Annotated in this window: 11 protein-coding genes; all 11 read left to right on the forward strand. The window is 57.3% G+C overall.

The features are described from left to right. Positions 1-11: 11 nt before the first annotated feature. The 11 genes from RT340_RS10100 to RT340_RS10150 all read left to right on the forward strand — a co-directional run bounded on the left by RT340_RS10100 (position 12) and on the right by RT340_RS10150 (position 12,932). Positions 12-1,616, forward strand: coding sequence for an ABC transporter substrate-binding protein (locus tag RT340_RS10100; RefSeq protein WP_313375729.1), 1,605 nt, complete (start codon positions 12-14; stop codon positions 1,614-1,616). 27 nt (positions 1,617-1,643) lie between these two features. Further along, positions 1,644-2,597, forward strand: coding sequence for an ABC transporter permease (locus RT340_RS10105; RefSeq protein ID WP_034824611.1), 954 nt, complete (start codon positions 1,644-1,646; stop codon positions 2,595-2,597). Continuing rightward, complete coding sequence (locus RT340_RS10110) at positions 2,597-3,448, forward strand: ABC transporter permease (RefSeq protein ID WP_058962118.1); 852 nt, start codon at positions 2,597-2,599, stop codon at positions 3,446-3,448. The genes RT340_RS10105 and RT340_RS10110 overlap by 1 nt, the downstream gene beginning before the upstream one ends. Continuing rightward, entirely contained in the window at positions 3,445-5,109 is a 1,665-nt protein-coding gene (locus RT340_RS10115; protein ID WP_313375703.1) for an ABC transporter ATP-binding protein, read from the forward strand. The genes RT340_RS10110 and RT340_RS10115 overlap by 4 nt, the downstream gene beginning before the upstream one ends. A 100-nt stretch (positions 5,110-5,209) precedes the next feature. Continuing rightward, complete coding sequence (locus RT340_RS10120) at positions 5,210-6,055, forward strand: GNAT family N-acetyltransferase (protein WP_097117244.1); 846 nt, start codon at positions 5,210-5,212, stop codon at positions 6,053-6,055. Continuing rightward, positions 6,055-6,981, forward strand: a complete 927-nt coding sequence (locus RT340_RS10125) for a glyoxylate/hydroxypyruvate reductase A (RefSeq protein WP_211728354.1) — start codon at positions 6,055-6,057, stop codon at positions 6,979-6,981. Before RT340_RS10120 ends, RT340_RS10125 begins: the two co-directional genes overlap by 1 nt. Before the next feature lie 7 nt (positions 6,982-6,988). Further along, complete coding sequence (locus RT340_RS10130; protein WP_313375731.1) at positions 6,989-8,122, forward strand: M20 aminoacylase family protein; 1,134 nt, start codon at positions 6,989-6,991, stop codon at positions 8,120-8,122. Between the two features lie 115 nt (positions 8,123-8,237). Beyond that, on the forward strand, positions 8,238-9,554 hold the full coding sequence (gene gabT / locus RT340_RS10135) for a 4-aminobutyrate--2-oxoglutarate transaminase (protein ID WP_313375708.1): 1,317 nt from the start codon (positions 8,238-8,240) through the stop codon (positions 9,552-9,554). 142 nt (positions 9,555-9,696) lie between these two features. After that, a complete protein-coding gene (locus RT340_RS10140; RefSeq protein WP_034824599.1) occupies positions 9,697-10,209 on the forward strand; it encodes an Lrp/AsnC family transcriptional regulator in 513 nt (170 codons plus the stop codon). Between the two features lie 209 nt (positions 10,210-10,418). Beyond that, positions 10,419-10,865: a GNAT family N-acetyltransferase gene (locus RT340_RS10145; protein WP_034824597.1), complete on the forward strand. Its 447-nt coding sequence runs from the start codon at positions 10,419-10,421 to the stop codon at positions 10,863-10,865. Between the two features lie 18 nt (positions 10,866-10,883). Continuing rightward, a complete protein-coding gene (locus tag RT340_RS10150; RefSeq protein ID WP_313375711.1) occupies positions 10,884-12,932 on the forward strand; it encodes a hydantoinase/oxoprolinase family protein in 2,049 nt (682 codons plus the stop codon). Position 12,933: the final 1 nt, after the last annotated feature.

The raw sequence follows: 12,933 nt of genomic DNA on the forward strand, positions 1-12,933 counted from the left end.
AGGGTGTGCAGATGAGTAAATTCGATAAAGAGTCTGACGCTGTAAATCCGGCCCTGACACGTATGCTGACTGAGGGATCCCTGTCACGTCGTGGCCTGATGAAGTTGTTGTCTGCGGGTGCAGTCATGAGCAGCGGCTTGATAGGTTTTCCGCAGATGAGCTTTGCGGCTGAAACACCGGTGAAAGGCGGCAAGATGCGCGCAGCCATGTCCAACGCCTCCGCTACTGACACACTCGATCCTGCCAAAGGCAACAACAGCGGTGACTATACCCGCCAGTTTATGGTCTACAGCGGTCTGACCGAACTCGACCAAAAGTTGGCGATTCAACCGGGGCTGGCGGAGTCCGTGGAGTCTTCGGATGGTGTCACCTGGCACATTAAATTGCGCAAAGGGGTCACGTTCCACGACGGTAAACCTCTCACCGCGAAAGACGTCATTTACTCACTCAGCCGCCACAAAGATCCCGCCGTGGCTTCCAATGCCTTTAAGCTGGCCGATCAGTTCAAAACCTTCACGGCGGTGAACGATAACGAAGTCACACTTGAGCTGAGCAGCGCCAACTTTGACGTGCCTTATATGCTCGCCAGTGCCCCATTCCTGATTGTGCAGGATGGCACCAAAGACTTCAGTAAGGGTATTGGCACGGGGCCGTTCAAATTGAAAGAGTTCACGCCGGGCGTACGCTCTGTTGGCGTGAAGAACCCAAACTACTACAAGCCTGGCTTGCCACATCTCGACGAAATCGAACTGCTGGGCGTCACCGATCAGGCGGCACGTGTCAATGCGCTAATGTCGGGTGACTTACATATCGTTTCGACCCTGAGCGCAGCCGACAGTAATCGTTTGAAAGCCACGCAAGACTTCGCCGTGCTGGAGAGCAAGGCGGGGATGTACACCAACCTGATTATCCGCACCGACATGAAGCCGGGCAGCAGCAAGGATTTCGTGTTGGCGATGAAATATCTGCAGCCGCGTGACATCGTGCTGAAAACCGTGCTGCAAGGCTACGGTGATATCAGTAACGACACCCCCGTGCCGCCGTGGCATCCGCTGTTTAACGCCGATCTCAAACCGCGTCCGCTGGATGCCGAAAAAGCCAAATTCCATATCGAGAAAGCCGGTATGAAGGGCGCAACGGTTGAGATCATCACCACGCCAAACATCGAAGGTGCGGTGGAAGGGGGCCAGTTAATCCAGCAGGTGGCGCGTAACACCGGGCTGAACGTTAAGGTGCGTCGCGTGCCGTATGACGGCTACTGGTCAACGCACTGGACCAAAGACCCGGTGGGTTATGGCTCGATCAACCCGCGTCCAACGCTGGATATGCTGTTCTCTCAGTTCTATATGTCGAGCGCGGCCAACAATGAATCGGGCTGGAAGAACGATCAGTTTGATCAGTTGGTCGTCGCCGCACGCGGTGAGCGCGATCAGGGCAAACGCAAGCAGATGTATGGCGATATGCAGAAGCTGATCTATGACCACTGTGGCACCATCATCCCCACCTTTATCAGTACCCTCGACGGGTACAGTAAAAAAGTGGGCGGTGTTGAAGCCTGGCCAAGCGGCATGATGATGGGTTACCGCTTCCATGAGTTCGCCTGGCTGAAAGCCTAATCCGTCATCCGTCAGAGGAGAACGCCGATGAACCGATACATGTTGTTTCTGATTGCCCGGCGCGCAGGTGCGGGCATCCTGACCTTGCTTATCGTCTCGGCGGTGGTGTTTTTTATCACCAGCCTGCTGCCCGGCGATGCCGCGCAGATGATCCTGGGGCAAAACGCCACGCCGGAAACGGTGGCGGCGTTACGCCAGCAGCTGGGTCTCGACCAGCCGTTATTGATGCGCTACTTCAGCTGGCTCGGTGGAATGTTGCAGGGTGATTTTGGTACCTCGTTTGCCAGTCATCTGCCAGTGACGCAACTGGTGGGGCAGCGTATTCCTGCCACGCTGGAGCTGGCGGGCATCACCACGGTGATCTGCGTCCCGCTGGCGCTGGTGATCGGCATCCTGGCCGCCATGAATCGCGGTTCAGCACTGGATCGCTTTCTGGTGATCGCCACCATGGCGACGGTGGCGGTACCGGAGTTTCTGGTGGCCACCGTGGCAGTGTTGATCTTCGCGGTCAAACTGCATTGGGTCTCGGCGATGTCGTTTGGCAGCCCCGACATGGATCTCGTCAGTTATCTGAAAGCCTATGCACTGCCGGTGCTGACGTTGTGCTGCGTATTAGTGGCGCAGATGGCACGGATGACGCGTTCGGCGATCATTAATCAGCTCGACAGCCCGTATCTTGAAATGGCGTTGCTGAAAGGGGTCTCGCCGCTGCGTGCCGTGTTGCGTCATGCGCTGCCGAATGCGGTGGGACCGATTGCCAACGCCATTTCGCTCAGCCTGTCTTACCTGTTTGGTGGGGTGATCATTATTGAGTCGATCTTCAGCTACCCCGGTCTCGCCAGTGCGCTGGTGGATGCCGTGAGTAATCGCGATCTGCCAGTGGTGCAGCTGTGCGTGATGATGTTCGCCGCCTGTTATCTGGTGCTGCTGCTGATTGCTGACATCCTGACTATCGCCTTTAACCCAAAATGGAGGAGCTGATGAATAGCTTGCTGCTTCCTGTACGAATTTTTCAGTCACTGTCGATCTCCGGTCGCATTGGCCTGGCAATCTCTCTGTTTTGGGTACTGATGGCGCTGTTCGGCAATCAACTGGCGCCGCATAGCGTAGAGGATATCGGTGGTGGCCCGATGCTAGGAGGGATGACCGCTGACAACCTGCTGGGCACCGATTATCTCGGTCGCGATATCCTCAGCCGCATTTTGTATGGCGCTAAGTTCTCCATTGGGCTGGCGTTGACCGCTGCGCTGGGTGCCAGTTTAATCGGCACCTTGCTGGCGCTGCTGGCCGCCGTTGCAGGACGCTGGCTCGAAGAGTTGCTGGGCCGCATCAACGATGCCATGTTGGTGCTGCCAGGCAAAGTGCTGTCGCTGATGATTGTGGCCGTGTTTGGTTCCTCGCTGCCGATGCTGATTCTGACAGCCATCTTCACCTACTGGCCCGGTGCGTTCCGTATCGCGTTCGCTATGGCCAGCAGTTTGCGCAATATGGATTATGTCCGTGCTTCACGACTGCGTGGCGAAAGCCGCTGGTACGTGGCAATCCATGACATTCTGCCGAATATGGTGCATCCGATGCTCACCGATTTTGGCCTGCGTTTTGTCTATATCGTGCTGTTACTCAGCGGCTTGAGCTTCCTGGGCTTAGGCGTGCAACCACCTTATGCTGATTGGGGCACGCTGGTACGTGAAAATCTACAAGGCCTGTTTAACGGTTCGCCTGCGGTATTGATGCCGGCAGTGGCGATTGCCAGTTTAACCATCGGTGCCAACCTGTTTATTGACAGCCTGCAACAGATGCGTCCGCTGACGCTGGCGAAGGAGGGAGCATGAACGTGACACACCATACAGCCATGCCCGTGATCTCCGTTGAAAACCTGCGTGTCACCGCCGAGACGGATAAGGGCGAAGAGATCGATCTGGTTTCAGATATCCGTTTTACCGTACAAAAAGGCGAAGTGCTGGCGCTGATCGGTGAATCCGGTTCGGGTAAAACCACCATCGCCATGGCGCTGATGGGCTATGCGCGCCACGGTTGTCGCATCGCCGAGGGCAACATTCATCTGGCGGGCACCGACGTGCGTAGTCTGTCGCCAGGCCAGCTGCGCGAATTTCGCGGCAACAAAGTGGCCTACATCGCCCAAAGTGCAGCAGCCTCCTTCAACCCGGGAATGCGTATTCTCGACCAGGTTATCGAGCCAGTGGTGATCCATGGCACCATGAAACGCAAAGCCGCCAAAGAGAAGGCGATCACGCTGTTTCGCGAGCTGGCATTGCCGAATCCTGACACCATTGGCGACCGTTTCCCGCATCAGGTCTCTGGCGGACAGCTGCAACGTCTGATGACGGCCATGGCACTGATTGGCGACCCGGATGTGGTGATCCTTGACGAGCCGACCACGGCACTGGACGTCACCACTCAGGTTGAAGTACTGAAAGCGTTTCGCCGTGTGGTGGCACAGCGCGGTGTGACCGCGATTTACGTCAGTCACGATCTGGCGGTGGTGGCGCAGATGGCGGATCGCATTCTGGTGCTGCTGCGCGGAAAAATGGCGGAATATGGCACCACCGAACGGTTAATTGGTGCGCCGCAGGCCGAATATACCCAACTGTTAATGGATGCGGCACGCCAGAAAGAGCGAGAAAGCAGCTGGACCTGCGCAGAGGCTGATGTGCAGCCGCTGATGGAAGTGCGCGATCTCAGTGCCGGATATGGCCCACGTGATAGTGAGGGCAAACCGAAAACGCTGATTCTGCAAGATATCAATCTCAAGCTGTGGAAAGGGCAAGCGATTGGCATTATCGGTGAGTCGGGTTCGGGTAAAACCACGCTGGCACATGCGATTGCCGGGCTCAATGCGCCCAGCCACGGCCATATTCTGTTTAACGGTCACTATATCAACGGTGACATGCACAAGCGTCCCGACAATGAACTGCGCCGTATTCAGTACGTGTTCCAGATGGCGGATACGGCGCTCAATCCCGCGCACAGCGTTGAGCGTATTCTTTCACGTCCGCTGACGCTGTTCCATGAACTGAAAGGGCTCGAACTGCAGCGCCGTCTGTATCAACTGCTGGATCTGGTGAAACTGCCGCGCACCGTGTTGTGGCGTCGCCCCTGGGCGCTGTCGGGCGGACAGAAGCAGCGCGTGAATCTGGCGCGTGCACTGGCGGCGGAGCCGGATCTGATTCTGTGTGATGAAGTCACCTCGGCACTGGATACCGTGGTCGCGGCGGCGGTGCTGGATCTGATCAGTGAGCTACGCCGTGAGTTAGGGCTGTCAGTGTTGTTTATCAGTCACGACATGCACGCGGTTCGCGCCGTATGCGACGACATCGTGGTGATGAAATCCGGTCGCATCGTGACGCAGATTTCCCGTGCTGATTATGATAAACCCACCAGTGAGCTTTATTTTGAACGCCTGAAGCGAGCCGTACCGGAACTGCGTCAAGGCTGGCTGGACGAGCACGAAGAAGTGCTGAAAGCGGAATAGAGATGGTGCAAGCCAGCGCAAATGCGTGCCCACCCTGTGGCAGTCGCGCAAAGAATTTGTCAGGTGGCCATTTATGGCGACCTCAAACCAGGAGCAGCAAATGATCACATTACGCGCCATGACGCAGGATGATATTGAACATGGCTATGCCATCACCCAACAGCTTAAGTGGCCGCATCGCCGTGAAGACTGGCAGCAGGCGCTGGCGCTGGGTGAGGGCGTGGTGGCGGAAGAGCAGGGGCAGTTTGTCGGCAGCGCCTTCGGTTGGCGCTGGGGTGACAGCGCGGCAACCATTGGTCTGGTGGTGGTGAATCCAGCATGTCAGGGGCGGGGAATTGGTAAGCAGTTGATGCTGGCGGTGATGGAGAAATTCCCGGATTGCGTGATTCGCCTGCATGCTACCGAAATGGGCCAGGGGCTATACGAGAAACTGGGTTTTGTGGTGAAAGGCACCATTCAGCAGCACCAGACGCGTGAGCTGGCAGCGGTGCCCGCCGTCAACATCCCGACGGGGTTAACGTTGCGCAATGCTCTGGCCGATGACGTTGAATTGCTCACTGAGTTGGATCATCAGGCGCACGGCATGTGGCGCCCGCAACTGATACAAACGCTGGTTGCCGATCACCAGACCGTGTTACTGCAAGATCCGCAGCAGCAGGTACAGGGTTTTGCCAGCCTGCGACGTTTTGGGCATGGCTGGGCGATTGGCCCGGTGATTGCGCGCCATGTTGATGTCGCGCAGGCGCTGGTGGCCGCGCTGATGCAAGGGCTGGGTGGTGAGTTTGTCCGCATCGACACCGACAGCGCACTGCCACTGGCAAACTGGCTGGAGAGTTTAGGGCTGGTCAAGGTTGACGCGCCCACCACCATGTATCGGGGAACGCCTTGGTCACCGCAAGCCGGTGAGATGCAGGCGTTTGGGTTGATGACCCAGGCGATGGCGTGATGCATATCGTCTATAAATCGGAAGCCACGCGTGGAGCCCACTGGCAGCGCTGGCTGGCTGAACATGCACCGGATGTGCAGCTGCATATCTGGCCGGATGTGGGTGACGCAGAACAGGTTGAACTGCTGGTGGCCTGGCAACCGCCAGAAGATGTCATGGCGACCTTCCCTAATCTCAAAGCGCTACTGTCGGTGGGCGCGGGGGCCGATCAGTTCGATCTCAGCCAACTGCCGCCCGATTTGCCGGTGGTGCGCATGATCGAACCCGGCCTGACGCAAGGCATGGTGGAGTACGTCACTTTTGCCGTGCTGGGGTTGCATCGTGATATGCCGCGCTATTTCCAGCAACAGCGCGCAGCAACGTGGCAAACGCACCCGATTCGCACCGCCAATCAGCGGCGGGTGGGCGTCATGGGCTTAGGCGAACTCGGCCAGGCATCTTTGCAGCAGCTGGTGTCATTAGGGTTTAAGTGTGCTGGCTGGAGCCGGACACCGCGTGAACTCGAGGGCGTGCGCTGCTGGCATGGCGCTGAGCAATTGGCTGAGTTTCTGGCACACAGCGACATCCTGGTGTGTTTGCTGCCGTTGACTGACAGCACGCGCGGTTTACTCAACTCTGAGCTGTTTGCGCAGTTACCTGCCGGAGCCGCACTGGTACAGGTGGGGCGTGGCCCGCAGTTAAATCATGACGATCTGCTCACGGCGCTGGCCAGCGGACAATTGAGCGCAGCCGTGCTCGATGTGACCGATCCCGAACCTTTACCGCCAGAGCATCCTTTCTGGCAGCATCCGGCGATCTGGCTCACACCCCACATTGCCAGCCAGACGCAAACCGACAGCGCGGTGGCTGCGCTACTCGATAACCTGCGCCGCTATCAACGTGGCGAACCCATGGTCGGCCTTATCGATCGCAACCGGGGATACTGATATGCAACTGGATCAATTAGTCGCTCTGCGACGGGATCTGCACGCCCATCCCGAACTGGGCTATCAGGAAACGCGCACCAGCGACATCGTGGCGCAGGTGCTGCAAGAGCACGGCATTGAGGTGCATCGCGGCCTGGGTAAAACCGGCGTGGTCGGTGTGCTGAAACGTGGAAATAGCCCGCGCATGATAGGTCTGCGCGCGGACATGGATGCGCTGCCGATGCAGGATAACGGCACCCAGCCGTGGAAAAGTGTGCATGACAATGTCTGTCACGCTTGCGGTCACGATGGTCACACGGTGATGCTGCTGGGCGCGGCTATCCAGTTGGCTCAGCAGGGCGATTTTGACGGCACGCTGGTGTTTATCTTCCAGCCAGCGGAAGAAGGTTTAGCCGGCGCGAAAGCGATGATCGATGACGGCCTGTTCCAGCAATTCCCTTGCGATGCGGTATTTGCCCTGCATAACTGGCCTGAACTGCCTCTGGGCGAAGTGCAGACGCGGCCGGGTGCCATCATGGCGGCGGCGGACCGTTTTGATATCACGGTAAAGGGCGGTGGCGGTCATGCGGCACAGCCACACCTGACGCGTGACACCTTGCTGGCCACCAGTGAATTGGTGGTGCAACTCAATACGCTGGTGGCGCGCGCACTTGACCCGTGCGAGCCGGGTTTGCTGACGGTGACGCGCATGCAGGGCGGTTTCTCACACAACATGATTCCGGCGGAAGCCAGTATCACCGGCACGGTACGTACGTTCAGCCCAGCGGCGCAGGACATCATTGAAAGCCGCCTGCGTGAAATGGCGCAACATGTCACGGCGGCGCACGGTCTGCAGGCAGAGGTAAGCTATCTGCGTTATTACCCGGCCACGGTCAATCAAGCGGGGGCTGCACAACTGGCGCTGGATGCCCTGCGTGAGGCGGACATGCCTGCTGAACAAGCCAGACAGCCTGCTCTCACCTCGGAAGATTTTGCCTTTATGTTGCAGGCCAGAGTGGGGGCTTATCTGTGGATCGGATCGGCACCCAGCCAGCCGTTGCACCATTCCTCTTACGACTTCAACGATGCGCTGATCCCGCACGGTATTCAGACTTTGACGGCCATCGCCCGCCACGCGCTGCGTGCAGAATTTCCCTGCTGATTGGCAGAAGATTTTGAAACGAAATGCCGCTGCTTTGCTGATTACGGCAGCGTGAGAAACCAACGGGTTGCGATACTTGAGCCAACCGAACGTTACGTGGATGAGGATTTTGAAAATGCAGAATGTCATGGCGGAGCAGCAAACGTATAGCGATAACAGCCTGTTACTGGATACACGTGAACAGAACGTGCCGCGTGGTGTGGTCACCGCGCATCCGTTGGTGATTGAGCGGGCAAAAGGCAGTGAAGTGTGGGATGTCGAGGGCAATCGCTATCTCGATTTTGTCGGCGGGATTGGGGTGCTTAATGTGGGCCATAACCATCCGGCGGTAGTGAATGCGGTGACAAAACAGCTTGGGCTGGTGTCACACGCCTGTTTCCAGGTCGTTGCCTACCCGGGCTATATCGAACTGGCGCAGCGCCTGAATGCGCTGGTCGGCAAAGGTGAAGATTTCAAAAGCGTGTTCTTCACCAGCGGGGCGGAAGCGGTAGAAAATGCGGTGAAAATTGCCCGTGCGCACACCAACCGCAGCGGCATTATCGCGTTTGAGGGTGCCTTCCATGGGCGTACGTTGCTAGGCTGTACCCTGACGGGGATGAGCCAGCCGTATAAACAGAACTTCGGCCCGTTCGCCTCAGAGGTGTATCGCCTGCCTTATCCTAATGCCTTCCATGGCGTCAGCGATGATGACTGCCTGCAAGCGCTGGAACAGTTGTTCGCCGTGCAGATCCTGCCGGAGCGTGTGGCAGCAATCATCATCGAGCCTGTTCAGGGCGACGGTGGCTTCCTGCCAGCGGGTGCGAACTTTATGCAAGCGCTGCGTCGCATTACCGAAAAACACGGAATCGTGCTGATTCTCGATGAAGTGCAGACCGGATTTGGTCGCACCGGTACGCTGTTTGCCTTCGAGCAACTGGGCATTACACCGGATCTGGTGACCGTGGCGAAGAGTCTGGGGGGCGGTCTGCCGATTTCCGGCGTAGTCGGCAAAGCAGCCATCATGGATGCGCCATTGCCGGGCGGTCTTGGCGGCACCTATGGCGGTAACGCGCTGGGCTGTGCGGCGGCGCTGGCGGTGCTGGACCTGCTGGAAAACGACAATCTGCTGGCGCGCAGCAATCAGCTGGGTGAACAGCTGAATGCACGTCTGCAACAGCTGGCGGAGAAATATGCTTGCATTGGTGAAGTACGTGGCGTGGGCTTTATGCAGGCGGTGGAGATCATCGACTTCGAAACCAAACGTCCTGACGCTGCGATGACGCAGAAAATCCTCGACTGCGCCTGTCAGGAAGGCCTGCTGTTGATCAAGTGTGGCCTGCATCGCAACGTGGTGCGCTTCCTCGCGCCACTGGTGACCACAGATTCTCAGCTGGAAGAAGCGTTACATATCTTTGATATTGCGCTGGCCCGCGCCAGTGGTCGCCTGGGATAAATCCGGCTTCCTCATTGATATCTCTGGAATTATTGACTCGACCAATGAATGACGTGGCGTGCGGAAGTCGCTAGCGCCGTCACGTCAAAGCGTGATATACCATCGTATCAGCCTGCGCGATTGGTCAACAATGAGGGGTGCTATGAACGGCTTAATGAAACTCGACCGCATCGACATCAACATCCTGGTGCAACTACAAAAAGATGGCCGTATCAGCAACGTCAATCTCGCCGACGCCGTAGGACTTTCGCCCAGCCCTTGTTTGCAACGGGTGAAGCGCCTGGAGCAGGCTGGATTTATTACCGGCTATGAAGCCCACATCAATCTGACCAAAATTACCGATTCCGTTACGGTGTTCACCGAGGTCACGCTCTCGGGCCATCGACGCGAAGATTTTATGAAATTCGAAAATTCGGTTCGCGACGTGGATGAGCTGATGGAGTGCCATCTGATTACCGGCGGCTACGACTATTTGCTGCGCTTTATTACCCGCAGCATCGAGCACTACCAGGAAGTGATTGAGAAGATGCTGGACGCACAAATCGGCATCGATAAGTACTTCAGCTATATCGTGATTAAATCCCCGATTATGAAAAGCACCGTTCCATTGCGATCGCTGATTGCTAAGCATAATTCTGTGGATTTTAGTGTGTAATTGACCCCATCCTGACCTTCTCCCAGACAGGGAGAAGGTATTGTTTCCACTCCGCTATTCGCCCCTGAACCTCCGAACGCATCTGCCACAGCATAAAATTTCTTCTCTGCCGTAAATTCCCTTTATCTTTACTGTTCCGGTCGTGGCTTCACGCGCGTCCTGTGCCTGCATATCCGTACACTCAATTTATCGCTTTACAAGGAGTTGCCATGACCGCTTTAACCCTTGCCGATCATCAATGGCAGCGCGACGAGTTCACCATCTCTACCGATCGCCAGCGCCTTGATATGGATTACATCCACCAGCAATTGACTGAGAAGTCTTACTGGGCCAACGCGCAGCCACGCGCCAAAACCGAGCGCGCATTTGCCGGCTCGTTGCCGTTTGGTGTTTACCATCAGCAACAGCAGATTGGCTTTGCGCGACTGGTGACGGATTACACCCGATTTGGCTGGCTGTGCGATGTGATGATCGATGAAAACTGGCGAGGCCACGGCCTGGGCAGCTGGCTGGCGACCTGTGTGCGTGCGCACCCGGAGCTGGCCACGGTGCACCGCTGGATGCTCTCTACTAATGATGCCCATCAGCTGTATCAGCGCCTTGGCTGGCGTGTGGTGCAGGATCCGCAAAAACTGATGGAATTTCCTCTCTCCTGATAACGGAGCTTGCTCACCATGGGTTACCGCGTTGGCGTTGATATTGGCGGATCCTTTACGGATTTTGCCGTGCTGAATGAACAGACTCATCAGATTCATACCTTAAAAGTCCTGTCGCGACCGGATCAGCCCGGCAGCGAAATCCTCACCGGGCTGTCGCAGTTGCAGCAGCGTGACGGGATTGAACCCCAGCATATTGACTATTTTACCCACGGCACCACCGTGGGCATCAACGCGGTCATCCAGCGACGTGGCGTGCGGCTGGCGCTGTTTGCCACCGAAGGATTTTGTGATGTGCTGGAGCTGGCGCGTCTCAAAATTCCTCATATTCACGATCTCTTTTCGCGACGTCCGGCACCGTTGATTACCCGCGATCGGGTGTTTGCCATCAAAGAGCGAACGGACCGCCACGGCACCGTGTTGCAGCCAGTGGATCGGCAAAGTGTGCTGGATGCCATTGATCAGGCGCGTGCGGCGGGTTGTCAGGGCATTGTGGTGTCGCTGTTACACAGTTATCGCAATCGCCACAACGAAGCAGCAGTCAAAGCCATTATCGACGAGGTGGCGCCTGAACTGCTCACCTCTTGCTCCGCCGACATCTGGCCGATCATTCGCGAATATGAACGGACTATCACCGCCACCATTAATGCCTATGTGCAGCCGATGGTGATTCACTACCTGGAATCGTTTGAACAGGCGTTGCACACCATGGGCGTTAAGCCGCCGCCGCGTATCACCAAATCCAATGGTGGGGTGATGGGCGTGGAGCAGGCGAAAAGTGAATGTGTGCAGATGGTGTTGTCCGGCACGGCTTCAGGCGTGATCGGTGCCAGCTTCCTTGCCAGCGCTTGTGGTTTCGACAAGATCCTGAGTCTTGATATTGGCGGCACCAGCGCGGACGTGGCGGTGATCGTCGATGGGCAAGTGGCGCAGGGCAACGGTGAAATCATCGGTGATTTCCCGATTTATATTCCGTCAGTGGCAGTCACCTCGGTGGGGCAGGGTGGCGGCTCGCTGGCGTGGATCGATAACCAGGGCGTGCTGCAGATGGGCCCGGATAGCGCCGGATCGCTGCCCGGGCCGGTGTGTTTCCAGCGTGGAGGGACGCAACCGACGGCGACCGATGCTTTTGCCGCCTGTGGCATGATCGGTCATGGCGATCTCGGTTACAACGCGGTGAAAGTCGATGTTGCTGCTGCACGTGCTGCCTGGCAACCGCTGGCAGATCAACTGGGTATCACGGTGGAAGAGACGGCGGAAACCGCCATCGAGCTGGCGATCTCCAGTATGTACGGTGATACCAGCGGATTGCTGTCGCGTTTTGGGTTGGATCCGCGTGAATTTTGGTTCCTCGCCTTTGGCGGCGCAGGCCCGATGATGGGGTGTTTCCTCGCCCGCGAACTCAATATGAAAGGGGTGATCGTGCCGCCTACACCGGGCGTGCTGTCAGCGCTAGGAGGGTTGGTGGCGGATATCCGCAATGATTTTATCCGCACGCTTTATAGCGATCTGGACGCGACGCTGGCGGATGCACTGGCAACGGAAGCGGAAGGCCTGAGCCAACGCGCACGCGGCTGGCTGTGCGAGCAACATGGCACTGATATGCCATTCACCTTGCACTACAGCGCTGATATGCGCTATCGCGGTCAGTCGTTTGAGATCGAAGTCGCGCTACAGCCAGAGTGGCTGGCGCAGGCCAACGTGGCGGCCTTGCACGAGGCCTTTGACCGCCAGCATCAGCTGCTATTTGGTCACAGTGATGCCAATGCACCCGTGCAGATTATCAACCTGCGTTTAGTGATCGCCTCGCCCACACCGAAGCCGACGCTCAACAACTTACCCGACGCGACCGAGCCCGTTGCCGTTGCGAAACGTGTCAGTGCCTGGATTGATGGCGCATCGCATCAGGTGGATGTGGTGGTGCGTGCCAGTCTGCGGGCCGGGCATCATCTCAACGGACCGGTGATCATCGCACAAGATGACTGTACCACCTGTGTTCCACCGCAGATGCAGGTGGATGTCGATACCTTTGGCAACTTGCTGATTACGCCTGTGGAGGCAAACTAAT

Source organism: Pantoea sp. CTOTU50773 (assembly GCF_032082325.1).
GTDB lineage: Bacteria > Pseudomonadota > Gammaproteobacteria > Enterobacterales > Enterobacteriaceae > Pantoea > Pantoea communis.

What these genes read in the sequence shown, in the direction of transcription:
- RT340_RS10100 (WP_313375729.1), top strand. Translation starts at nt 12, where the DNA reads ATGAGTAAATTCGATAAAGAGTCTGACGCTGTAAATCCGGCCCTGACA.
- RT340_RS10105 (WP_034824611.1), top strand. Translation starts at nt 1,644, where the DNA reads ATGAACCGATACATGTTGTTTCTGATTGCCCGGCGCGCAGGTGCGGGC.
- RT340_RS10110 (WP_058962118.1), top strand. Translation starts at nt 2,597, where the DNA reads ATGAATAGCTTGCTGCTTCCTGTACGAATTTTTCAGTCACTGTCGATC.
- RT340_RS10115 (WP_313375703.1), top strand. Translation starts at nt 3,445, where the DNA reads ATGAACGTGACACACCATACAGCCATGCCCGTGATCTCCGTTGAAAAC.
- RT340_RS10120 (WP_097117244.1), top strand. Translation starts at nt 5,210, where the DNA reads ATGATCACATTACGCGCCATGACGCAGGATGATATTGAACATGGCTAT.
- RT340_RS10125 (WP_211728354.1), top strand. Translation starts at nt 6,055, where the DNA reads ATGCATATCGTCTATAAATCGGAAGCCACGCGTGGAGCCCACTGGCAG.
- gabT (WP_313375708.1), top strand. Translation starts at nt 8,238, where the DNA reads ATGCAGAATGTCATGGCGGAGCAGCAAACGTATAGCGATAACAGCCTG.
- RT340_RS10140 (WP_034824599.1), top strand. Translation starts at nt 9,697, where the DNA reads ATGAACGGCTTAATGAAACTCGACCGCATCGACATCAACATCCTGGTG.
- RT340_RS10145 (WP_034824597.1), top strand. Translation starts at nt 10,419, where the DNA reads ATGACCGCTTTAACCCTTGCCGATCATCAATGGCAGCGCGACGAGTTC.
- RT340_RS10150 (WP_313375711.1), top strand. Translation starts at nt 10,884, where the DNA reads ATGGGTTACCGCGTTGGCGTTGATATTGGCGGATCCTTTACGGATTTT.